General features: G+C 52.3%; 14 protein-coding genes. 4 read left to right on the forward strand and 10 right to left on the reverse strand.

What is annotated here, in order from left to right:
• The first annotated feature begins 210 nt into the window (after nucleotides 1–210).
• From LDL70_RS10990 to LDL70_RS11000, 3 genes are all read left to right on the forward strand, one after another.
• Nucleotides 211–1,602, forward strand: a complete 1,392-nt coding sequence (locus LDL70_RS10990) for a VOC family protein (protein WP_225685044.1) — start codon at nucleotides 211–213, stop codon at nucleotides 1,600–1,602.
• 271 nt (nucleotides 1,603–1,873) lie between these two features.
• A complete protein-coding gene (locus LDL70_RS10995; RefSeq protein WP_022709346.1) occupies nucleotides 1,874–3,409 on the forward strand; it encodes an aldehyde dehydrogenase family protein in 1,536 nt (511 codons plus the stop codon).
• A 131-nt stretch (nucleotides 3,410–3,540) separates the two neighbouring features.
• On the forward strand, nucleotides 3,541–3,861 hold the full coding sequence (locus LDL70_RS11000) for a hypothetical protein (protein WP_225685045.1): 321 nt from the start codon (nucleotides 3,541–3,543) through the stop codon (nucleotides 3,859–3,861).
• Nucleotides 3,862–4,159: 298 nt separating this feature from the next.
• On the opposite strand, the gene purU is transcribed toward LDL70_RS11000, so the two are convergent.
• The 8 genes from purU to LDL70_RS11040 all read right to left on the reverse strand — a co-directional run bounded on the left by purU (nucleotide 4,160) and on the right by LDL70_RS11040 (nucleotide 14,542).
• On the reverse strand, nucleotides 4,160–5,044 hold the full coding sequence (gene purU / locus LDL70_RS11005) for a formyltetrahydrofolate deformylase (protein WP_028233241.1): 885 nt from the start codon (nucleotides 5,042–5,044) through the stop codon (nucleotides 4,160–4,162).
• 208 nt (nucleotides 5,045–5,252) lie between these two features.
• Nucleotides 5,253–5,981, reverse strand: a complete 729-nt coding sequence (locus LDL70_RS11010; RefSeq protein WP_225685046.1) for an SIS domain-containing protein — start codon at nucleotides 5,979–5,981, stop codon at nucleotides 5,253–5,255.
• On the reverse strand, nucleotides 5,978–7,150 hold the full coding sequence (gene nagA, locus LDL70_RS11015; protein WP_225685047.1) for an N-acetylglucosamine-6-phosphate deacetylase: 1,173 nt from the start codon (nucleotides 7,148–7,150) through the stop codon (nucleotides 5,978–5,980). Before nagA ends, LDL70_RS11010 begins: the two co-directional genes overlap by 4 nt.
• Complete coding sequence (locus LDL70_RS11020) at nucleotides 7,150–8,181, reverse strand: SIS domain-containing protein (protein ID WP_225685048.1); 1,032 nt, start codon at nucleotides 8,179–8,181, stop codon at nucleotides 7,150–7,152. Before LDL70_RS11020 ends, nagA begins: the two co-directional genes overlap by 1 nt.
• Nucleotides 8,178–8,993 carry a GntR family transcriptional regulator gene (locus LDL70_RS11025; protein ID WP_022709351.1) on the reverse strand — a complete coding sequence of 272 codons (816 nt, stop codon included), beginning with the start codon at nucleotides 8,991–8,993 and terminating at the stop codon, nucleotides 8,178–8,180. The genes LDL70_RS11020 and LDL70_RS11025 overlap by 4 nt, the downstream gene beginning before the upstream one ends.
• Nucleotides 8,994–9,237: 244 nt before the next feature.
• Nucleotides 9,238–12,336 carry an efflux RND transporter permease subunit gene (locus LDL70_RS11030; RefSeq protein WP_225685049.1) on the reverse strand — a complete coding sequence of 1,033 codons (3,099 nt, stop codon included), beginning with the start codon at nucleotides 12,334–12,336 and terminating at the stop codon, nucleotides 9,238–9,240.
• A complete protein-coding gene (locus tag LDL70_RS11035; protein WP_225685050.1) occupies nucleotides 12,336–13,418 on the reverse strand; it encodes an efflux RND transporter periplasmic adaptor subunit in 1,083 nt (360 codons plus the stop codon). The genes LDL70_RS11030 and LDL70_RS11035 overlap by 1 nt, the downstream gene beginning before the upstream one ends.
• A 20-nt stretch (nucleotides 13,419–13,438) precedes the next feature.
• Nucleotides 13,439–14,542, reverse strand: a complete 1,104-nt coding sequence (locus LDL70_RS11040) for an efflux RND transporter periplasmic adaptor subunit (RefSeq protein WP_175576090.1) — start codon at nucleotides 14,540–14,542, stop codon at nucleotides 13,439–13,441.
• 191 nt (nucleotides 14,543–14,733) lie between these two features.
• On the opposite strand from LDL70_RS11040, the gene LDL70_RS11045 reads away from it, so the two are divergent.
• A complete protein-coding gene (locus LDL70_RS11045) occupies nucleotides 14,734–15,873 on the forward strand; it encodes an alpha-hydroxy acid oxidase (protein ID WP_225685051.1) in 1,140 nt (379 codons plus the stop codon).
• A 102-nt stretch (nucleotides 15,874–15,975) separates the two neighbouring features.
• Here the strand turns inward: LDL70_RS11045 and LDL70_RS11050 are convergent, their stop codons facing one another.
• Nucleotides 15,976–16,815: a hypothetical protein gene (locus tag LDL70_RS11050; RefSeq protein ID WP_225685052.1), complete on the reverse strand. Its 840-nt coding sequence runs from the start codon at nucleotides 16,813–16,815 to the stop codon at nucleotides 15,976–15,978.
• Nucleotides 16,816–16,895: 80 nt separating this feature from the next.
• Nucleotides 16,896–17,357, reverse strand: a complete 462-nt coding sequence (locus tag LDL70_RS11055; protein ID WP_151159768.1) for an Lrp/AsnC family transcriptional regulator — start codon at nucleotides 17,355–17,357, stop codon at nucleotides 16,896–16,898.
• Nucleotides 17,358–17,606 lie beyond the last annotated feature (249 nt).

Here is a 17,606-nt window from a genome sequence, read left to right on the forward strand (position 1 = left end):
TCAGATAGGCCTTTATAACAACATCAGGATGGTTTTGTGCGACTCCCAAAGAGCACAAATCAACCACACTAAGCAGTTTTAGGGCAGTTTCAGGAAAAACGTCATCCGCTTTTCTTTACGGAACTGCACCAAGAGCAAAACAGACAGGGCTTTATCTTCTCCCAAGACAGATAACAGCTCGCATACGGAAAGCCCTCAAGGAGGCAAACCATGAATTTCGTATCAGCCGACAGCATCCGCGCTGCATTCTCAGCCGCAATGTCCGCAATGTACCGTACAGAAGTGCCTGCTTACGGTACGCTGATGGAACTGGTTGCAGATGTTAATGCTGCGACCCTGAAAGCCCAGCCTGAACTGCTCGCCCGTCTCGAGGATACCGATTCTCTGGATCGTATTTCCGAAGAGCGTCACGGCGCGATCCGCCTCGGCACCGCCGCTGAACTTTCCATGATGCGCCGTGCTTATGCCGTTATGGGCATGTTCCCGGTTGGTTACTATGATCTGTCCGCTGCCGGTGTGCCTGTGCATTCCACAGCTTTCCGTCCGGTTGATGATGCATCGTTGAAGATCAATCCGTTCCGCGTTTTCACTTCGCTGCTGCGTCTCGACCTGATCGCTGACGAAAAACTGCGCAAGGAAGCTGAAGAAACACTCGCAAAGCGCAACATCTTCACTGCCGGTGCGATTGAGCTGATCGAGATTGCTGAAAAACAGGGCGGTCTTACACAGGAACAGGCTGACAAGTTTGTTGCTGAAGTTCTGGAAACATTCCGCTGGCACGATAAAGCCAATGTGAGTGCAGAACTCTATCATCGTCTGCACGACGCCCATCGTCTGATTGCTGACGTTGTGTCTTTCAAAGGCCCGCACATCAACCACCTGACACCGCGCACACTCGACATCGATGCCGTGCAGGCTCAGATGCCGGCGCGCAATATTTCGCCTAAAGCTGTTGTTGAAGGCCCGCCAACCCGTAAATGTGCGGTTCTGCTGCGTCAGACCTCGTTTAAAGCGCTCGAAGAATCCGTTTCTTTCACCGATGCTGCAGGCGAATGGAAAGCCGGCACACACACTGCCCGTTTTGGTGAAATTGAACAGCGCGGCATTGCACTGACACCAAAAGGCCGCGGTCTTTATGATGCGCTGCTCGACAAGACCCGCGCACGTATCCGCCCTGCGCCGGATGGTTCGAATGCTGCTGAATATGTTCGTATTCTCGGTGAAGTTTTCGAAGAATTCCCGGATACATGGGCAGAAATCCGTGAACAGGGGCTCGGCTATTTCGCTTACAGCGTTGCAGATCGTTCCAAAGCCAAGAGCGAACTGACCGCCGCCAATCTCGACAGCCTGATTGCTGAAGGCGCAATCCAGTTTGACCCGATTGTCTATGAAGACTTCCTGCCGGTCAGCGCCGCTGGTATCTTCCAGTCCAATCTCGGCGACGACGATACACAGGAATTCACTGAAAGCCCGAACCAGAAGCGTTTTGAAGCTGATCTCGGCGCAACCGTGCTCAATGAATTTGAACACTATGCCCGCATCGAGCGCGAATCTGTTGAGGGTGCATTGAAGGCTATCGCCTTTAAAGCTGCAGCAGAATAACTAGATAACATATGAAAACGGCAATCTGCCCTCAAAGCGGATTGCCGTTCAGCTGTTTATACTAGAGCGTGTCGCGCTTCATTTGATCCACAACACGCGCTCTAGATTCTTGAGTTGTCGCATTATCGCGGTCGTTAACTGAAGTCAGTTAACTGCGAAATGCTCCGGAGCAAATTACTGCTCCACCGTACCAGATAGAATATCAGGTCTGCTCACTTACCCGAGCGTAGCGCCTGATATTCTGAACGATAAACAATAGGGAATGCGATTTATGAGCACCGAAAATAAAAAAGTGAACGTTAAGCAGGAAGCTGCTGACATTCTCGCCAAGCTTGGCGTTGACAGCGCTGCCTATACAGGCGGTGATCTTGCCTCGTTCAGCCCGGTTACCGGCGAACAGATCGGCGCCCTCAAGACTCATTCGGCTGCAGACACTGCCCGCATGATCGAAGAAGCTGATGCAGCATTCCGCACATGGCGCGATGTTCCGGCTCCACGCCGCGGTGAGCTGATCCGCCTGCTCGGTGAAGAACTGCGCGCTTCCAAAGCTGATCTCGGCCGTCTCGTTTCGATCGAAGCCGGTAAGATCATCTCCGAAGGTCTCGGCGAAGTTCAGGAAATGATCGACATCTGCGATTTCGCAGTTGGTCTGTCCCGTCAGCTTTACGGTTTGACCATTGCGACTGAACGCGCCGGTCACCGCATGATGGAAACATGGCATCCGCTTGGCGTTGTCGGCGTTATCTCCGCCTTCAACTTCCCTGTAGCTGTCTGGTCATGGAACGCGGCTCTGGCACTGGTTGCCGGTGACTCTGTTGTCTGGAAACCTTCCGAAAAGACCCCTCTCACAGCACTTGCTTGTGAAGCGATCTTCAACCGTGCGGCTGCCCGTTTCGGCGCAGATGCTCCTAAGGGTCTGTCCGCTGTTATCATCGGCGACCGTACAATCGGTGAAGTTCTGGTTGACCATCCGAAGGTTCCGCTGGTTTCCGCAACCGGTTCAACCCGCATGGGTCGCGATGTAGGCCCTCGTCTGGCCAAGCGTTTCGCACGCGCTATCCTCGAACTCGGCGGCAACAATGCCGGTATCGTCTGCCCGTCAGCCGATCTCGACATGGCTCTGCGCGCGATTGCTTTCGGTGCCATGGGTACTGCAGGTCAGCGTTGCACCACCATGCGTCGCCTGTTCGTACACGAAAGCGTTTACGACACACTGGTACCACGTCTGGTCAAAGCCTATCAGAGCGTATCCATCGGCAACCCTCTGGAAACCCCTGCACTGATCGGTCCGCTGATCGACAAGGCTTCTTTCGACGGCATGCAGAAAGCTCTGGCAGAAGCCAAGGCTCATGGCGGTAAAGTTGTCGGCGGTGAACGCGTATCCGTAGGTCCGGACACAGGTTACTACGTACAGCCAGCAATCGTTGAAATGCCAGAACAGGCAGGTCCGGTTCTCGAAGAAACCTTCGCACCAATCCTCTATGTGATGAAATACAGCGATTTCGACAACGTACTCGAACTGCACAACGCAGTTGGTGCCGGTCTGTCGTCTTCGATCTTCACACTGAACCTGCAGGAAGCTGAGCGTTTCCTCTCTGCATCCGGTTCGGATTGCGGTATTGCCAACGTCAATATCGGTACATCCGGTGCTGAAATCGGCGGCGCATTCGGCGGTGAAAAAGAAACCGGTGGCGGTCGTGAATCCGGTTCGGATGCATGGAAAGCTTACATGCGCCGTGCAACCAACACTGTGAACTACTCGAAGGCACTGCCGCTCGCACAGGGCGTATCCTTCGATATCGACTAATCATCATTGCTGATGACAAAGAAAAGCCCCTCTCGCGAGGGGCTTTTTTATTGACTAAAATCACACGCAGGTCTCTATTAGACGCAGCATTCACGCATATCTTGTCAAAATTCTCCGCAACGGAGGCTCACATGCGTTTATTTTTAGCAGCCCTGACGACTATTATTTATACTGCGCCTCTGGCCGCAGCGCATGCGAGTGAGAATAATGCGGTGTTCTGCACCAAGCTCGGAGAGCTTGCGGGGCGGTCGATGGCGGCACGTTTGCAGGGAAAGCCGCTGGCTGATCTGTTGCAGGTCAAGTTTGATCCGGCGGTGCATGAGATTTTTCAGACAGTCATTCTGGATGCCTATTCCAGACCTCTAGTTGAGGGAGAAAATGCGTGGGTGAGAAATATGTCTGACTTCAGAAATGCAGTTGAAGAGAAATGCCAGTCATCTCTGCAAAAATAAAAAGCCGGAAATTCCGGCTTTTTATTTCTCTACACTCAACCTTCTCAACCTGCTGGCGCCCCAACAAAGCGCGACGCTTTGAATTTTGGTTATGGCGTGGCGAAAATGGTGATTTTTGAGAACCGGCGCGCAGCGTACCCTGCATAATCCTTTCATCCGCTGATGAAAGATAAGATTATGCAGTCTTAAAGATCACGGCAGCCTTTGCACGTCCAATAGGACGTGCGGTGCCGTGTGTACGTGAGCAGCGGAAGCGCAGAAAATTGCCATTTGCAGCCCGCCAGAGTCGAAATTCTCCTTAACCCATGCGTTCAGAGGCGTACGACCCTGGGCTCGCCGGGAATACGACTGTCCGGTTGCCATTGAGGAACACGCGGTGATGGATATGCGCATGGATGGCGCGTGCCAGAACCTGCGCTTCCACATCACGACCAATGGAAACATAATCAGCTGCCGACTGTGCATGAGTAATACGGGCAACATCCTGCTCGATAATCGGACCTTCATCGAGATCAGCGGTCACATAATGCGCGGTGGCACCGATCAGCTTCACGCCACGCTCATAGGCCTGCTTGTAAGGATTGGCGCCTTTGAAAGACGGCAGGAAGGAATGGTGAATATTGATGATCTTGCCGGACATTTTCTGGCTCAGCTCATCAGACAGAACCTGCATATAACGCGCGAGAACCACCAGTTCCGTGCCGGTCTGGTTGACGATATCCATCATTTTGGCTTCGGCTTCGATCTTATTTTCCTTGGTCACCGCAATATGGTGGAAAGGAATATCGTGATTGACCACAACCTTCTGATAATCAAAATGGTTGGAGATCACACCGACAATATCAATCGGCAGACCGCCGATTTTCCAACGATAGAGCAGATCATTGAGGCAATGACCAAAACGGGAAACCATCAGCAATGTTTTTACCGGCTTGCGGGTATCGTGGAAATCATAGGCCATGCCGAATTTGTCAGCAGTTTCCTGAAAACCACCGGCGATTTCTTCGAAACTCTTGCCCTGTTCGGTAATAAAGCTGACGCGCATAAAGAATTTATCGGCACCGAGATCATCGAACTGTGCGCTGTCAACGATGTTACACCCCATACCCGCGAGATATCCGGAAATAGCGGCAACTATACCGAGGCGTGACTGGCAACTGACGGTCAACACATAATTCTGCATGGGAGTGTCCCTTAAGCTTCAACAGTTCAAATGAGAATGAACCGGAAAATTCCGGTTCCGTATGAAGCTCTTACACAGAATTTCCGCGCTTAACAGTCCCGATTACGCTTTTGTTTGACGGATTCCTGCCATTTGCAGACAAATCTGCATGACCCATAATCTCAGGTTACAGGTGATGATTTCCTGACTTATGGGTGGTATGTAAAACTCACAAATGCGGATTGCGGGTCTTATATTTTTCAATCAGACGGTCATTGATTTCCGTGGCACCCGGCATATTCGCACTGCGATAGACCGGAACTTCTCCGCCCTCTGCGGCCAGTTCGGCAGCAACCGCGGTAAAGATCGCGTGGAGAATGGTGGCACCAACGGCGGTGGAAACCGCGCCCGCTTTCATCCCGCTGTTTGGCAGCTGCATCATCGCATCACCGGCCGGAATTTCATTATCCAGCACCAGATCAGCGAGTTCAGACAGACGTACACGACCATTGGCCGCGCTGGCAGAATAGGAAACGGATGTCAGCGCGATAATTTTTGCACCGGCTTCACGGCCGAAGCGCGCAGCTTCAACCGGCGCGGCATTAACACCGGAATTGGAAACAACCAGCAGAATATCATCGGCTCCAATATCATAGCGTTGCAGCAAAGGCTGAACCATGCCGCTGATACGTTCGAATTTGGTGCTGGAAGATGCGCCTTCATGCAGCATCGTGAAAGCCGAGAGAACCGGTACGGTAATCGCCAGACCACCGGCACGATAATGCACTTCTTCGGCAAGCATATGTGAATGGCCGGTACCGAACACAAAGACACGCTTATCATTGCGTGCAGCTTCGCCGATCATGGCAACAGCCTGCTTCATCGCCTCAGCCTGACTGTCACGCAATTGCGTGAGATGCGCGGTCAGACGGTCGAAATAATCATTGATAATGCTCATGCCCGCTGATCCTGTCGCGCACCGGAAATCCATGTCGCTCTGACATGGCACTGATCGTCCAGCCAGACCAGATCAGCGCGCTTTTTCGGTGCCAGCACCCCACGATCCTTCAGCTGCAAAAACGCGGCCGGATAGGATGTCGCCATGCGCAAGGCTTCCTCGCAGGAGAGATCCAACATTGCCATACCATAGCGGATACCCGATGCCATATCGAGATCAGAGCCCGCCAGCGTAGTTCGATCTTCCAACACCAGTTTCGGGCAATAACCACCCTCAACACGATAAACTGTACGGCCATTGAGTTGGAATGTATCGCGGCCGGAACCGACCAGCGACATTGCATCGGTAACAAAGAACAGGCGACCCTGCCCGCGTTTTGCCCGCAATGCCACACGCAAAGCCGCAGGTTCGGCATGATGACCATCGGCAATAATGCCACTCCACACGGACGGATGATCCAATGCCGCACCAACGAGATTAGGCGTACGATGGCCGAACTGGCTCATTGCATTGAACAGATGGGTCACGCCCTGCGCGCCCGCATCGAACCGCGCCATAGCCATTTCATAAGTGCTGTCACTATGGCCGATGCTGATAATAACACCGCCTTCGGTCAGCTCACGCACCTGATCGGGTGTGACCTGTTCCGCAGCCATTGTCACCAGCAGACAACCGATTTTCTGCGCCGCTGCAGTCAGCGCCTGAATGTCAGCTGCCTCTACAGGGCGCATCAGCTCCGCCAGATGCGCACCTTTTTTCGCCGGTGCCAGATGCGGCCCTTCAAGATGAAGACCGGCAACACCTTTATCAGCCTGCACCGCAGCCACGGCGGCAGTCATAGCCTGCGCCGTCACATCACCGGTATCGGTAATCAGGGTTGGCAACAGGCTGGTTGTGCCATATGGGCGGTGACCTGCTGCGATGGTGCACATGATTTCAGGTGTCGGCCCGTCATTGAGCATTGCCCCGCCGCCGCCATTGACCTGCGCATCAATAAAACCGGGGCTGAGAATGCCGCCGTCCAGTTCAATGATCTGCAGATTTTCCGGCAATGCGTCACCATCCTGCACCAGACGGACAATCCTGCCCTTCTCGATCAGAACGGCTGTCCGCTCATGAAAACGATGACCGTCAAAAACACGCGCACCACGCAGCAGCTGAAAACCCATCAGACAGTCTCCGTTACCTTATTCAGATTAAGCGGCTTATCAGGATTAAAACCACGGCGGCGCGTCACCGCTTCGATCACACGATAATAGGCGCCGAGCGATACCAGCGGATCAAGCAGAGCCGAACCGGTTGCCGGTGTTTTAATCTGGCTCCATGGCAGATCCAGCGGGGAAATGGCCAGAATATTACCGCCAATGCTTTCCAGATGTTTCAGCGCCTGCAGATTATGCTGATAGGCCTGATCCTGCGAGACAAAGGCCACAATCGGGAAGCCTTTTTCCACCAGACGCATCGGGCCATGCATCAGCTCGGCCAGCGAGAAGGCTTCCGCATGAATCGCCGAAGTTTCCTTGGCTTTCAGCGCCGCTTCAAGCGCAATCGCCATTGAAGGGCCGCGACCGCCGATAAACAGCGATTGTTTTTCAGCCAGAATATTCTCAAGCGCATTGCCTGCATCAACCTGAACCGCGCCCAGTGCGTCCGGCAGCTGATCAAGCCCGCCCTGCATTGTGCTGTCTTTGCTCACCGCAGCAATCACACCGGCCAGAGCCGCAGCAGAAGCGATGAAAGATTTGGTCGCAGCAACACTTTTCTCAGGACCTGCACCAATACCCAGCACGATATCGGCCTCATTGCCGAGCGGGCTGTCGGTCACATTGACCACAGCAACCGTAATTGCGCCGCCCTTTTTAGCCGCGCGCTGCATGGCAACGATGTCAGGGCTGGCGCCGGACTGCGAAACGGTAAAATGTACAGCAGAACCAAGCTGCAACGGCGCATCATAAACTGATGCCACCGACGGGCCGATGGCTGCCACCGGTAAGCCTAAACGGATTTCTGCCAGATATTTGAAAAATGTTGCTGCATGGTCAGAAGAACCGCGTGCACAGGTCGAAATCAGCGCGGGCTTACGGGAGGCAAAGACCGCCGCGATTTCTTCAAAAACCGGCTTCTGGTCTTTTAACATGGCTGCAACAACTGAAGCAGCCTGTTCGGTTTCCTGAAGCATGAGTGTTGGTGATACGGTCATCGGACCTCTCCCGTTTTCAATTCTGCAATAAAGTCATAAGCATCGCCGCGATAAAGCGAGCGGGTATATTCAACAATCCGGTCTGTTTGCGTGCGTGATACGCGTTCCATTTGCAGGGCAGCAGCCTTGTCAGCCACACCAAGCAAACGCGCATTGACCGGATCAAGCACAACAGCAGTCAGCCTCTGCAAAGCGCGCACCGGTTTGTAGCCATGCTGTTCGAGTGCTGTATAAAGCGACAGCGCACCGCTGAGCACAGCCTGTGCCAGTTCCGTTTCCTGTCCGGCAGCAGATAATGTAGCGGTACCCAGCAGACGCTGCGGCACCACTGCACGTTCAATTGCCATCGGCATATCATCGGCAAGGCGCAGGCGCTCCACCCGCACCACCAGATCCTGCATGGAAATGCCAAGCTGGAATGCCTCTTCCGGTGACGGCTGCCCGATACCGCCGGATAGAATACGTACCCCTGGTACTTTACCACGGGCGATCATATCCTGCGAGAATGAGGTAAGCTGCCAGAGCGGCTGACTGATCTTTTTCGGACGTTCGCAAATATAGGTGCCGCTGCCATGACGGCGTTCCACCAACCGGTTTTCAAGCAATGCCTGATAGGCCGAGCGGATGGTGACCCGCGCCAGACCAAGCGCCTGCGCCAGTTCACGCTCGGGCGGCAGACTACTGCCAGCGGCGAGACTGCCATCCTCAATCAAATTGGTAAGCACGACGGAAACCTGCTTATAGAGCGGCCCGCCGGTCGTTTGCGCCGCTAATCCGCGCTGAAGAAGAGGAAGTAATCTGGTATTATCCATACCCGGACTATAATACCTTTTTAATACCAATGACAAATGGAATTATCTGCCAGCTCAAAATAAAAAGGGCAGCTTCTGTTTTAAAAGCTGCCCTTTAGAGCATTTCACAACCAAGTTGGATCAACTTGACTTCTTGATTATGTCAAGTTGGATCAACTTGACGCCCGTGATAATGCGACCAAATAAAGAATTGAGACGCGAGCGCTATGATCCAATCTGAACGTAAACCGCTCTAGCATTTGAGCTATTGTACTAACACCGGTTCAGCCGGTGGCACCTCGGAGCTATCTTCCGGCTCCGGATGCTCAGGCTCTTTCACACGGAACCAGGCCACATAAAGCGCAGGCAGGAACAGCAGTGTAATGACCGTTCCGGCAATAATCCCGCCCATCATGGCATAGGCCATCGGCCCCCAGAAGACTTCACGGGAAATCGGGATCAGCGCCAGACTGGCCGCCGCTGCGGTCAGCGCAATCGGACGCATACGATGCTGGGAAGCCTGATAAACAGAATCCCACGGATGCATCCCCTCTTTGATATGATCCTCCACCTGCACGATCAGGATCACCGAGTTGCGGATCAGGATACCGATCAGCGCCAGCACACCGAGAATAGCGACGAAGCCCAGAGGTTTGCCACTTGGCAGCAAGGCCGCCACTACACCGATCAGACCGAGCGGAGCAACCGCCACCACCAGAAACAGCCGCTGAAAACTCTGCAATTGCAGCATCAAAATCGTCGCCATAACGAACAGCATCAGCGGCACAACGGCAGCAATCGGCCCCTGACTTTTGGCGCTTTCTTCTACAGTACCGGCAATATGGACGGAATAACCAAGCGGCAGTTTCTGCGCAAATGCATCAACTTGCCCCTTCATCTGTTCCACCACCGTATCCGGCATGGTCTTGTCGAGAATACCGGCAGAGACTGTGATTGTCGGCAGGCGGTCACGGCGCCAGACAACCGGCTGCTCAATCTCGTAACGGAAATTGGCAATCGAGGCGAGCGGGATGGAATCCCCGTTGCCGGTACCGATCTGCAGATTGCGCAGAGTTTCAATCCGGTCACGCTCCTGCGCCTGTGCCCGCACCACCACATTAATCAGATAGGTAGCATCGCGCACCTGTGTGATCGCCAGACCGCCGACCACGCTGTTGAGCGTCATCGAGATGTCTTTGGAAGAAACACCGAGTTTACGCGCCTTATCCTGCAATACATCAACCCGCACCACACGTGCCGGTTCGTTCCAGTCATAAGCCACAACACCCAGACGCTGATCCTGCGCCATGATAGTGGAAACCTGATGCGCATAGCCGCGAACAGCCTGAATATCCGGCCCGCTGACGCGATACTGCACCGGACGGCCAACCGGAGGTCCCAGCTCAAGGAATTTCACATAAGCATCGGTGCCGATATAATCCTTGCGCAGCACCGTATCGAATTTCTGCTTCAGCCGGTCGCGCGCCTCCACATCCTTGGCGACAATAATCATCTGACCGAAATACGGATTGACCGGCTGCACATCGAAAGTCAGCACGAAACGCACTGCACCCTGCCCGATATAGCTGCTCCAGTGGTCTATATCCTCATTGCCTTTGAGCATCGTCTCTTCAAAACGCAGCATCTGCGCCTGTGTTTCGGCAATGGAACTGTTCTCCGGCAATTTCCAGTCAATCACCAGTTCCGGCCGATCCGAAGAAGGGAAGAACTGCCGTTCAATCAGCGTCATACCGCCAAGGGAAATCAAAAACAGCACGACTGTGGCAAAGATTGTTGTCCAGCGATGACGCATGCACCACAGCAAGGCCGCGGCAAAAGCCTTGCCGACACGGCGCGGCTTTTCCTCATGTTTTTTCATCGTTTTTGGCAGCAGCGTCACGCCAAGCAGCGGCGCAAACAATACAGCCACCACCCATGACACGACCAGCGAAACGGCAATCACCACGAACAAAGTATAAGTATATTCACCCGCCTGACTGGTGTTGAGACCGATCGGGATAAATCCGGCAATCGTCACCAGCGTACCGGTCAGCATCGGAAAGGCGGTGTGAGAATAGACATAGGTCGCCGCTTTATTGATCGGATCACCCGCCTCAAGCCGTGCAACCATCATCTCCACGGCAATCATCGCATCATCCACCAACAGGCCGAGCGCAATAATCAATGCGCCCAGTGACACACGCTGCAGGGAAATATCCATATATTGCATGGTGAGGAAGGTAATCGCCAAAACCAGCGGAATGGACAGCGACACCACAAAACCGGCTCGCACGCCAAGGCTGATAAAACTCACGGCCAGAACAATGATTACCGCCTCGAACAGGGCTTTGGTGAAACCGGAAACAGCCTCATCCACCACATCCGGCTGATCGGCCACCTGATGCACGCTGATACCAACCGGCAGTTCTCCTTCAACGCGCGCCATCAAATCATTGAGCGCCTTGCCGAAGTCCAGCAAATTCTCATTCGGCTTCATACCGATGGCCAGCCCGATTGCCGGTTCACCATTCACGCGAAACAGACTTTCCGGCGGATTGGTATAGCCGCGCTTGATTTCCGCCACATCGCTGAGGCGGAAGAAACGGTTATTGACCCGCAGATTAACAGCTTTCAGACTTTCTTCTGAGGTAAATTGCCCGCTCACCCGCACAGAGACGCGTTCCGGCCCTGCATTAATCACACCGGACGGAGTAATCGCATTCTGATCCTGAAGGCTCTTTAAAATCGCTTGCTGATCCAGCCCCAGCGCCGCGATCTGACGGGATGAAAATTCGAGATAAATCACCTCATCCTGCGCGCCGATCAGATCAACTTTACCGGCACTCGGCAATTGCAGAACCTGTGTACGTACAGTCTCTACGTAATCACGCAACTGCCGGTGGCTCAGACCATCAGCCGTGAAGGCGTAAATATTGCCGAACACATCGCCGAAGCGGTCATTATAAAAAGGCCCGTAAACGCCTTCAGGGAAATTCCCCTTGATATCATTAATCATATTGCGGGTCTGGAGCCAGATTTTCTCCACATCCCGCGCTTTGGTCGTCGCTTTCAGATTGACAAAAATCACCGCTTTACCCGGTGTTGTCACCGATTTGGTAAAATCGAGACTGTCGAGTTCCTGCAGCTTTTTCTCAATCCGGTCAGTCACCTGATTGATCGTCTCGTCCACCGATGCACCGGGCCAGTTGGCCTGTATCAGCATGGTTTTAATGGTGAATTGCGGGTCTTCCTCGCGCCCGAGATTGATATAGGCGGCAATACCGGCAATCAGAAAGACCAGCATGAAATACCAGACCAGCGAGCGGTGATTAAGCGCCCAGTCAGAGAGATTAAATTTCTTCATTATTCCTCTCCCTGCGGCAGTTTAACCTTCTGGCCATCCTGCAAACTGTTCACGCCTGCACTGACAATGCGCTGACCGGCTTCCACGCCTTTGGCAATGAATTGCCCGTCCCTGCGGCTGACAACTTCCACGGCCTGACGGCGCACAGTCTGGCTCTGCGGATCAGCGATCCAGACATAGGTTTTGCCCTCCTGTTCCAGCAAAGCGGATAGCGGCAGAGCAATCTGTTCCTGATGGTCACCATTACTGCGCAGCGCTGTGATTGTTGTGCCTAAACGGAAAGCTTCCGGTGCATCATCAAGCGTGATTTTTACACGACGCAAACGCGTGGCATTATCCGCCTGCGGTGCAATTTCCCGCACATGACCTTCTGCCTGCACAGTCGGATCAGCCTGCAGGAAAATCATAAATCTATCGCCGTCTTTGACCGTCTCCGCAATGTGATCCGGCACATCGACAACGGCTTCACGCACATCCGGCCTCGCCACGGTCAAAACACTCTGTCCGGCAGCCACAACCTGCCCGACTTCGGCATTTACCGCAGAAACCACACCGTCAAAATCCGGATCCAGTTGTGCAAAACCACGCTCGTCTTCAGCCTTTCGCAAGGCGGCACGGGCTTTTTCCAGACCGGCAGCCGCAGTATCGCGCCCCTGTTTGGCGCTGTCATAAACCGCCTGCGGAATACTGCGCATGGCCAGCAAACGCGCCTGCCTGTCCTCTGTGGCCTGTGCATTCACATATTGTGCCTCGGCACTGGCCATGTCGGCTTTGGCTGCCTGCAAATTCAGATCAAGCTGCGCGGGATCAATCATCGCCACAACCTGATCTTTTTTGACAAAATCACCGATATCCACATCACGCTGGATCAAGCGCCCCAAAACGCGGAAGGCAAGATCCGTGCTGAATTGCGGCTCCACAGATCCGGCAAAACCGCTTTGCTGTGAGGCCTCCGCTTTTGCGATAACAAACAATACCGGCCGGACAACCGGCTCTTTCGCTTCATCAGCCTGTTCACCACAGGCTGCCAGCATCAGCAAAACTGATCCTGCCGCAGCAGCCCTGAAAATTCTGCGCTTCATCGTCCAACCCGTCGCCCGCATCACTGTGTTACTTTCTGCTCATCAGCCACCAGAAGCTCCACAACAGCGCCTTCACTCAGCAACTGCCCGCCGCGGGTTATGACCATTTGCCCGTCCTGCAAACCTTCAGAAATAATGATTTTTTCCCGCTCATAGTCCATAATCCGCACTAAAGCGGAAGAAACCGTTTTCGTCTGCGGATCAAGTACCCACACTGCCGGTTTTCCGCCCTGTGATGTCATAGCACTCCATGGCAAAATCACAGCACGCACCACCGGCAATTGCAGACTGCCGGTTACCGGAGCCGCGAGTGTCATTGCAGGTGGCGGCGTATCCAGTTCAACCTTAATACGTACAGTGCCGGTTGTGGCATTTACCACCGGCGCAACCTCACGCACATGGCCGGTTGCCGTGACAGACGGATCGGAAACCAGTGTCAGACTCACCTGAGGCAGCGCCTGTTTCCCGCCTTGTTGCTCCATGGATTCCGCATGGGCAGCCAGCGCTTCCTGCACATCAAAAACGGCGTCCCGCTCACCATCGGCAGCAATCACAAAGGCAGTTTGTGCCGCCTGTACCAGTTGTCCCGTTTCAATATTACGGGCAGTCACCACACCGGCGCGCGGCGCACGCAATTCCGTATAGCTCATCATATCCTGCGCATTTTTCATCTGACTTTGCGCACTAATAAGAGCCGCCTCGGCACGCTGCTTGGTTTCCTCCGCAGTGCCGAACTGACTGCGCGTGGTGAACCCCTGATCCAGCAATGCCTGTTGGCGTGTGTAATTGGCGGTTGCCTGTATTAATTGCGCCTGCGCCGCATTCAGAGAGGCCAGAGCCGAGCGCAAACCAGCTTGCTGCTCCACAGCATCAATACGCGCCAGCAATTCACCGGCTTCAACTTTTTGCCCGACATCAGCGCTGCGCTCTGTCACCTGACCGGAAGCGCGAAAAGCAAGATTGATAAGATTGCGGGCTGCGATCGTGCCAGTCTGCACCAGTTTCGGGCGATAATCGCTGACACGAACGGTCTGCGCGCTGACTGCAACACTATGGGCATTCGTGACAGGCTGTTGCGAAGCAGGATTGGCCTGAGCAAAAACACTGCAAACAGATGCAAACATAAAGGAAGCGAGGGGAACAGGAAGAAGAATGTGTCTGCGCCGTCTGACCATCAAATTCACAACCTTTAAAATACCTATTGCATTACAGCAAACATAGCGGATCATTCCGGTATTAATAGTCTTTCTGAGCCTGACTTTATAAAATCGGGATGATAATAACTCTTTAAAACTGAATTTAGAAAGCAACTGACATGAGTACTGTTCTGGAAATCGCCGATCTGAAAAAACTGGCGCGCCGCCGCGTGCCAAAGATGTTTTTCGATTACGCAGATTCCGGCGCATGGACAGAATCGACCTATCGAGCCAATGAAAGCGATTTTGCCAAAATCAAACTGCGTCAGCGTGTACTGGTAGATATGACCGATCGCTCTCTGGCAACAACCATGATCGGCCAGAATGTGACTATGCCGGTAGCCCTGTCTCCGACAGGTCTGGCAGGTATGCAGCACGCGGACGGGGAAATTCTGGCAGCACAGGCCGCACAGGAATTCGGCGTGCCTTTCACCCTTTCCACCATGAGCATCTGCTCGATTGAAGATGTCGCCGCAGCAACGAAAAAGCCTTTCTGGTTCCAGCTTTATGTAATGAAAGACCGTGATTTCGTCCGCAATCTGATTGAACGTGCCAAAGCCGCCGGTTGCTCAGCTCTGGTCTTGACGCTCGACCTGCAAATTCTCGGCCAGCGTCACAAAGATTTGCGCAACGGTCTGTCGGCTCCACCGAAATTCACGCCGAAACATATCTGGCAGATGATGACGCGCCCGCAATGGTGCCTCGGTATGCTGGCAACGCAGCGCCGTACCTTCCGTAATATTGCCGGTCATGCCAAAGGTGTCAGCGATCTCTCATCCCTGTCCTCATGGACGGCCGAGCAGTTTGATCCGAAACTGAACTGGGATGATGTGGAATGGATCAAAAAACTCTGGGGCGGCCCGCTGATCCTCAAGGGCATTCTCGATGAAGAAGATGCACTGATGGCAGCCAAAACCGGTGCCGATGCGATTATCGTCTCTAATCATGGCGGCCGTCAGCTCGACGGCGCACCATCATCCATTTCGATGTTGCCGCGCATTGTCGATACAGTCGGTGACAAGGTGGAAATCCATCTCGACGGCGGTATCCGCTCCGGTCAGGATGTCCTCAAAGCCGTGGCACTCGGCGCGAAAGGCACCTATATCGGCCGGCCGTTTCTTTATGGTCTTGGCGCCATGGGTAAATCCGGCGTGACCAAAGCGCTGGAAATCATCGCCCGTGAGGCAGATGTGACTATGGCTCTGTGTGGCAAGCGCCGTATCACGGATGTGGATGCCTCAATCCTGCATAAAGATTAATATGGACGGGGTGGTTTAGGTAAAACACTCTCTGAACCACCCCTCCCTGCATTTTCTGTTAAAAAGAATAAGATTAAACTGCAAAAAATATAATTAAATTTATTAATTTTCTACACGTAACCATACTTCCCGAAAGATACCCAGATCAGTATCCCATTCGATAATTCCGTAATAGAACTGATCGTTTTCAGCTGTAATATCGTCAAAAAAGTAATTTACATCAGCAACTTGCCCAGGTTCTTTTGGAGAACTATAACACAACCAATCAGATCGATTTGTACTATTTCTTGATAGTACAACAGAAAACAAATTTGCCGTAAATAATTCAGAACAAATCAAGCTTGTGTTATCATAATTTGTCCAATTTCCCAGCGATGTATGGAATGTATCATAAGCTGCTTTAGTTTCACTATTATAATTATAGAAACTATCTGTGCACATCGTGACAACCTTATAAGATGGAACAATGGGGAAACGTATCAACAGCTTTGTAGGGTCACTTTCAGTCGGAATGAATGTATTCTCATCAATAGCGCCACTATAGGTTCCGACTTTAGGTGTCTGGATATCTGTTCCTTCTGGTATCTGGTAAAAATATTTACAATTTTCGCCATCCGGAATAACAATATCTACATCTCCCGTTACATTTTGGAATAATGCAAATGGGCAATTCTCTCCTAGCACACCTGAAAGTTTTGCGGGACTTCCATCACTCCCGTTCATACTATAATTGAAAGTGACCATTCCATCACAATCATTAGCTTCATCTCTAAACTTAACCTTTCTGATTGTGTCAGAATTTTGCGGCGTAAAATTTGGAATGGTCATAGAAAAATTACACAGCATTTTTTTATTATTTTTATTTATAACAATAGAATTCAACTGAGATTTATCACCAAAATTTTTAATAATTTTTGGGAAAAAATTTTTAATATCAACCATAAAAAAATCCAATACATTCAATTAATAACAAATTAATTATGCATAATATTTCTCCTCTTGTCTTTCACGATACTATTTTATTACTTCACCGGCGCTCTGCTTAGCAGCACACTGCGGATCGAGAAACTGGAGTGAATACGCACCACACCCGGCAGGCGTGAGAGAATTTCTTTATGAATGACCTCATAGGCTGCCGTGTTTTCTGCCTCGGCACGCAAGATATAATCGGCATCCCCCGTCATCAGATAACATTCCTGAATTTCCGGATGACGGCGCACCGCTTCTTCAAAACGATTGAGATATTCTTCCGTTTGCCGCTCCAGCGTAATGCGCACCAGCGCCACCAACCGGTCATCAGCATCGGGTGCCGCAACAATCGCCGTATAGCCGCGGATAACCCCGCTTGTTTCCAGCAATTGCACACGCCGCAGGCACGCCGATTGCGATAAACCGACCTCTGTGGCCAGCTGACTATTGGTCATACGCCCGTCACGGCGCAGACAGCGGATAATATTACGATCAATAGCATCTAAGGTAGACACGCAGAATATTCCAATTCATAGTATTTTATCGTGCTGATTTAGCTATAATTCGCATAAATTACGAAAAATAGCAAAAACATTCGAAGACTATTCGACTACACTGAGAAATAGGGAGAGAGTTCCGGCACGTGATACCGCTCGTAAAGTTACGACGCTGAACGATGCTGCCTCTTATAAAATTTGTTTGGCATCTCTGGCATGGTCTGCATGCAGAGCATAACCTGAAACTGTGTTATAGTTTTCCGGATA

This window comes from Pseudochrobactrum sp. XF203 (assembly GCF_020341615.1).
GTDB classification, from domain to species: domain Bacteria; phylum Pseudomonadota; class Alphaproteobacteria; order Rhizobiales; family Rhizobiaceae; genus Pseudochrobactrum; species Pseudochrobactrum saccharolyticum.

What these genes read in the sequence shown, in the direction of transcription:
- LDL70_RS11020 (WP_225685048.1), bottom strand. Translation starts at nt 8,181, where the DNA reads ATGACCGTATCACCAACACTCATGCTTCAGGAAACCGAACAGGCTGCT.
- LDL70_RS10990 (WP_225685044.1), top strand. Translation starts at nt 211, where the DNA reads ATGAATTTCGTATCAGCCGACAGCATCCGCGCTGCATTCTCAGCCGCA.
- LDL70_RS11035 (WP_225685050.1), bottom strand. Translation starts at nt 13,418, where the DNA reads ATGAAGCGCAGAATTTTCAGGGCTGCTGCGGCAGGATCAGTTTTGCTG.
- LDL70_RS11000 (WP_225685045.1), top strand. Translation starts at nt 3,541, where the DNA reads ATGCGTTTATTTTTAGCAGCCCTGACGACTATTATTTATACTGCGCCT.
- purU (WP_028233241.1), bottom strand. Translation starts at nt 5,044, where the DNA reads ATGCAGAATTATGTGTTGACCGTCAGTTGCCAGTCACGCCTCGGTATA.
- LDL70_RS11040 (WP_175576090.1), bottom strand. Translation starts at nt 14,542, where the DNA reads ATGTTTGCATCTGTTTGCAGTGTTTTTGCTCAGGCCAATCCTGCTTCG.
- LDL70_RS11025 (WP_022709351.1), bottom strand. Translation starts at nt 8,993, where the DNA reads ATGGATAATACCAGATTACTTCCTCTTCTTCAGCGCGGATTAGCGGCG.
- LDL70_RS11010 (WP_225685046.1), bottom strand. Translation starts at nt 5,981, where the DNA reads ATGAGCATTATCAATGATTATTTCGACCGTCTGACCGCGCATCTCACG.
- LDL70_RS11030 (WP_225685049.1), bottom strand. Translation starts at nt 12,336, where the DNA reads ATGAAGAAATTTAATCTCTCTGACTGGGCGCTTAATCACCGCTCGCTG.
- LDL70_RS10995 (WP_022709346.1), top strand. Translation starts at nt 1,874, where the DNA reads ATGAGCACCGAAAATAAAAAAGTGAACGTTAAGCAGGAAGCTGCTGAC.
- LDL70_RS11045 (WP_225685051.1), top strand. Translation starts at nt 14,734, where the DNA reads ATGAGTACTGTTCTGGAAATCGCCGATCTGAAAAAACTGGCGCGCCGC.
- LDL70_RS11050 (WP_225685052.1), bottom strand. Translation starts at nt 16,815, where the DNA reads ATGGTTGATATTAAAAATTTTTTCCCAAAAATTATTAAAAATTTTGGT.
- nagA (WP_225685047.1), bottom strand. Translation starts at nt 7,150, where the DNA reads ATGGGTTTTCAGCTGCTGCGTGGTGCGCGTGTTTTTGACGGTCATCGT.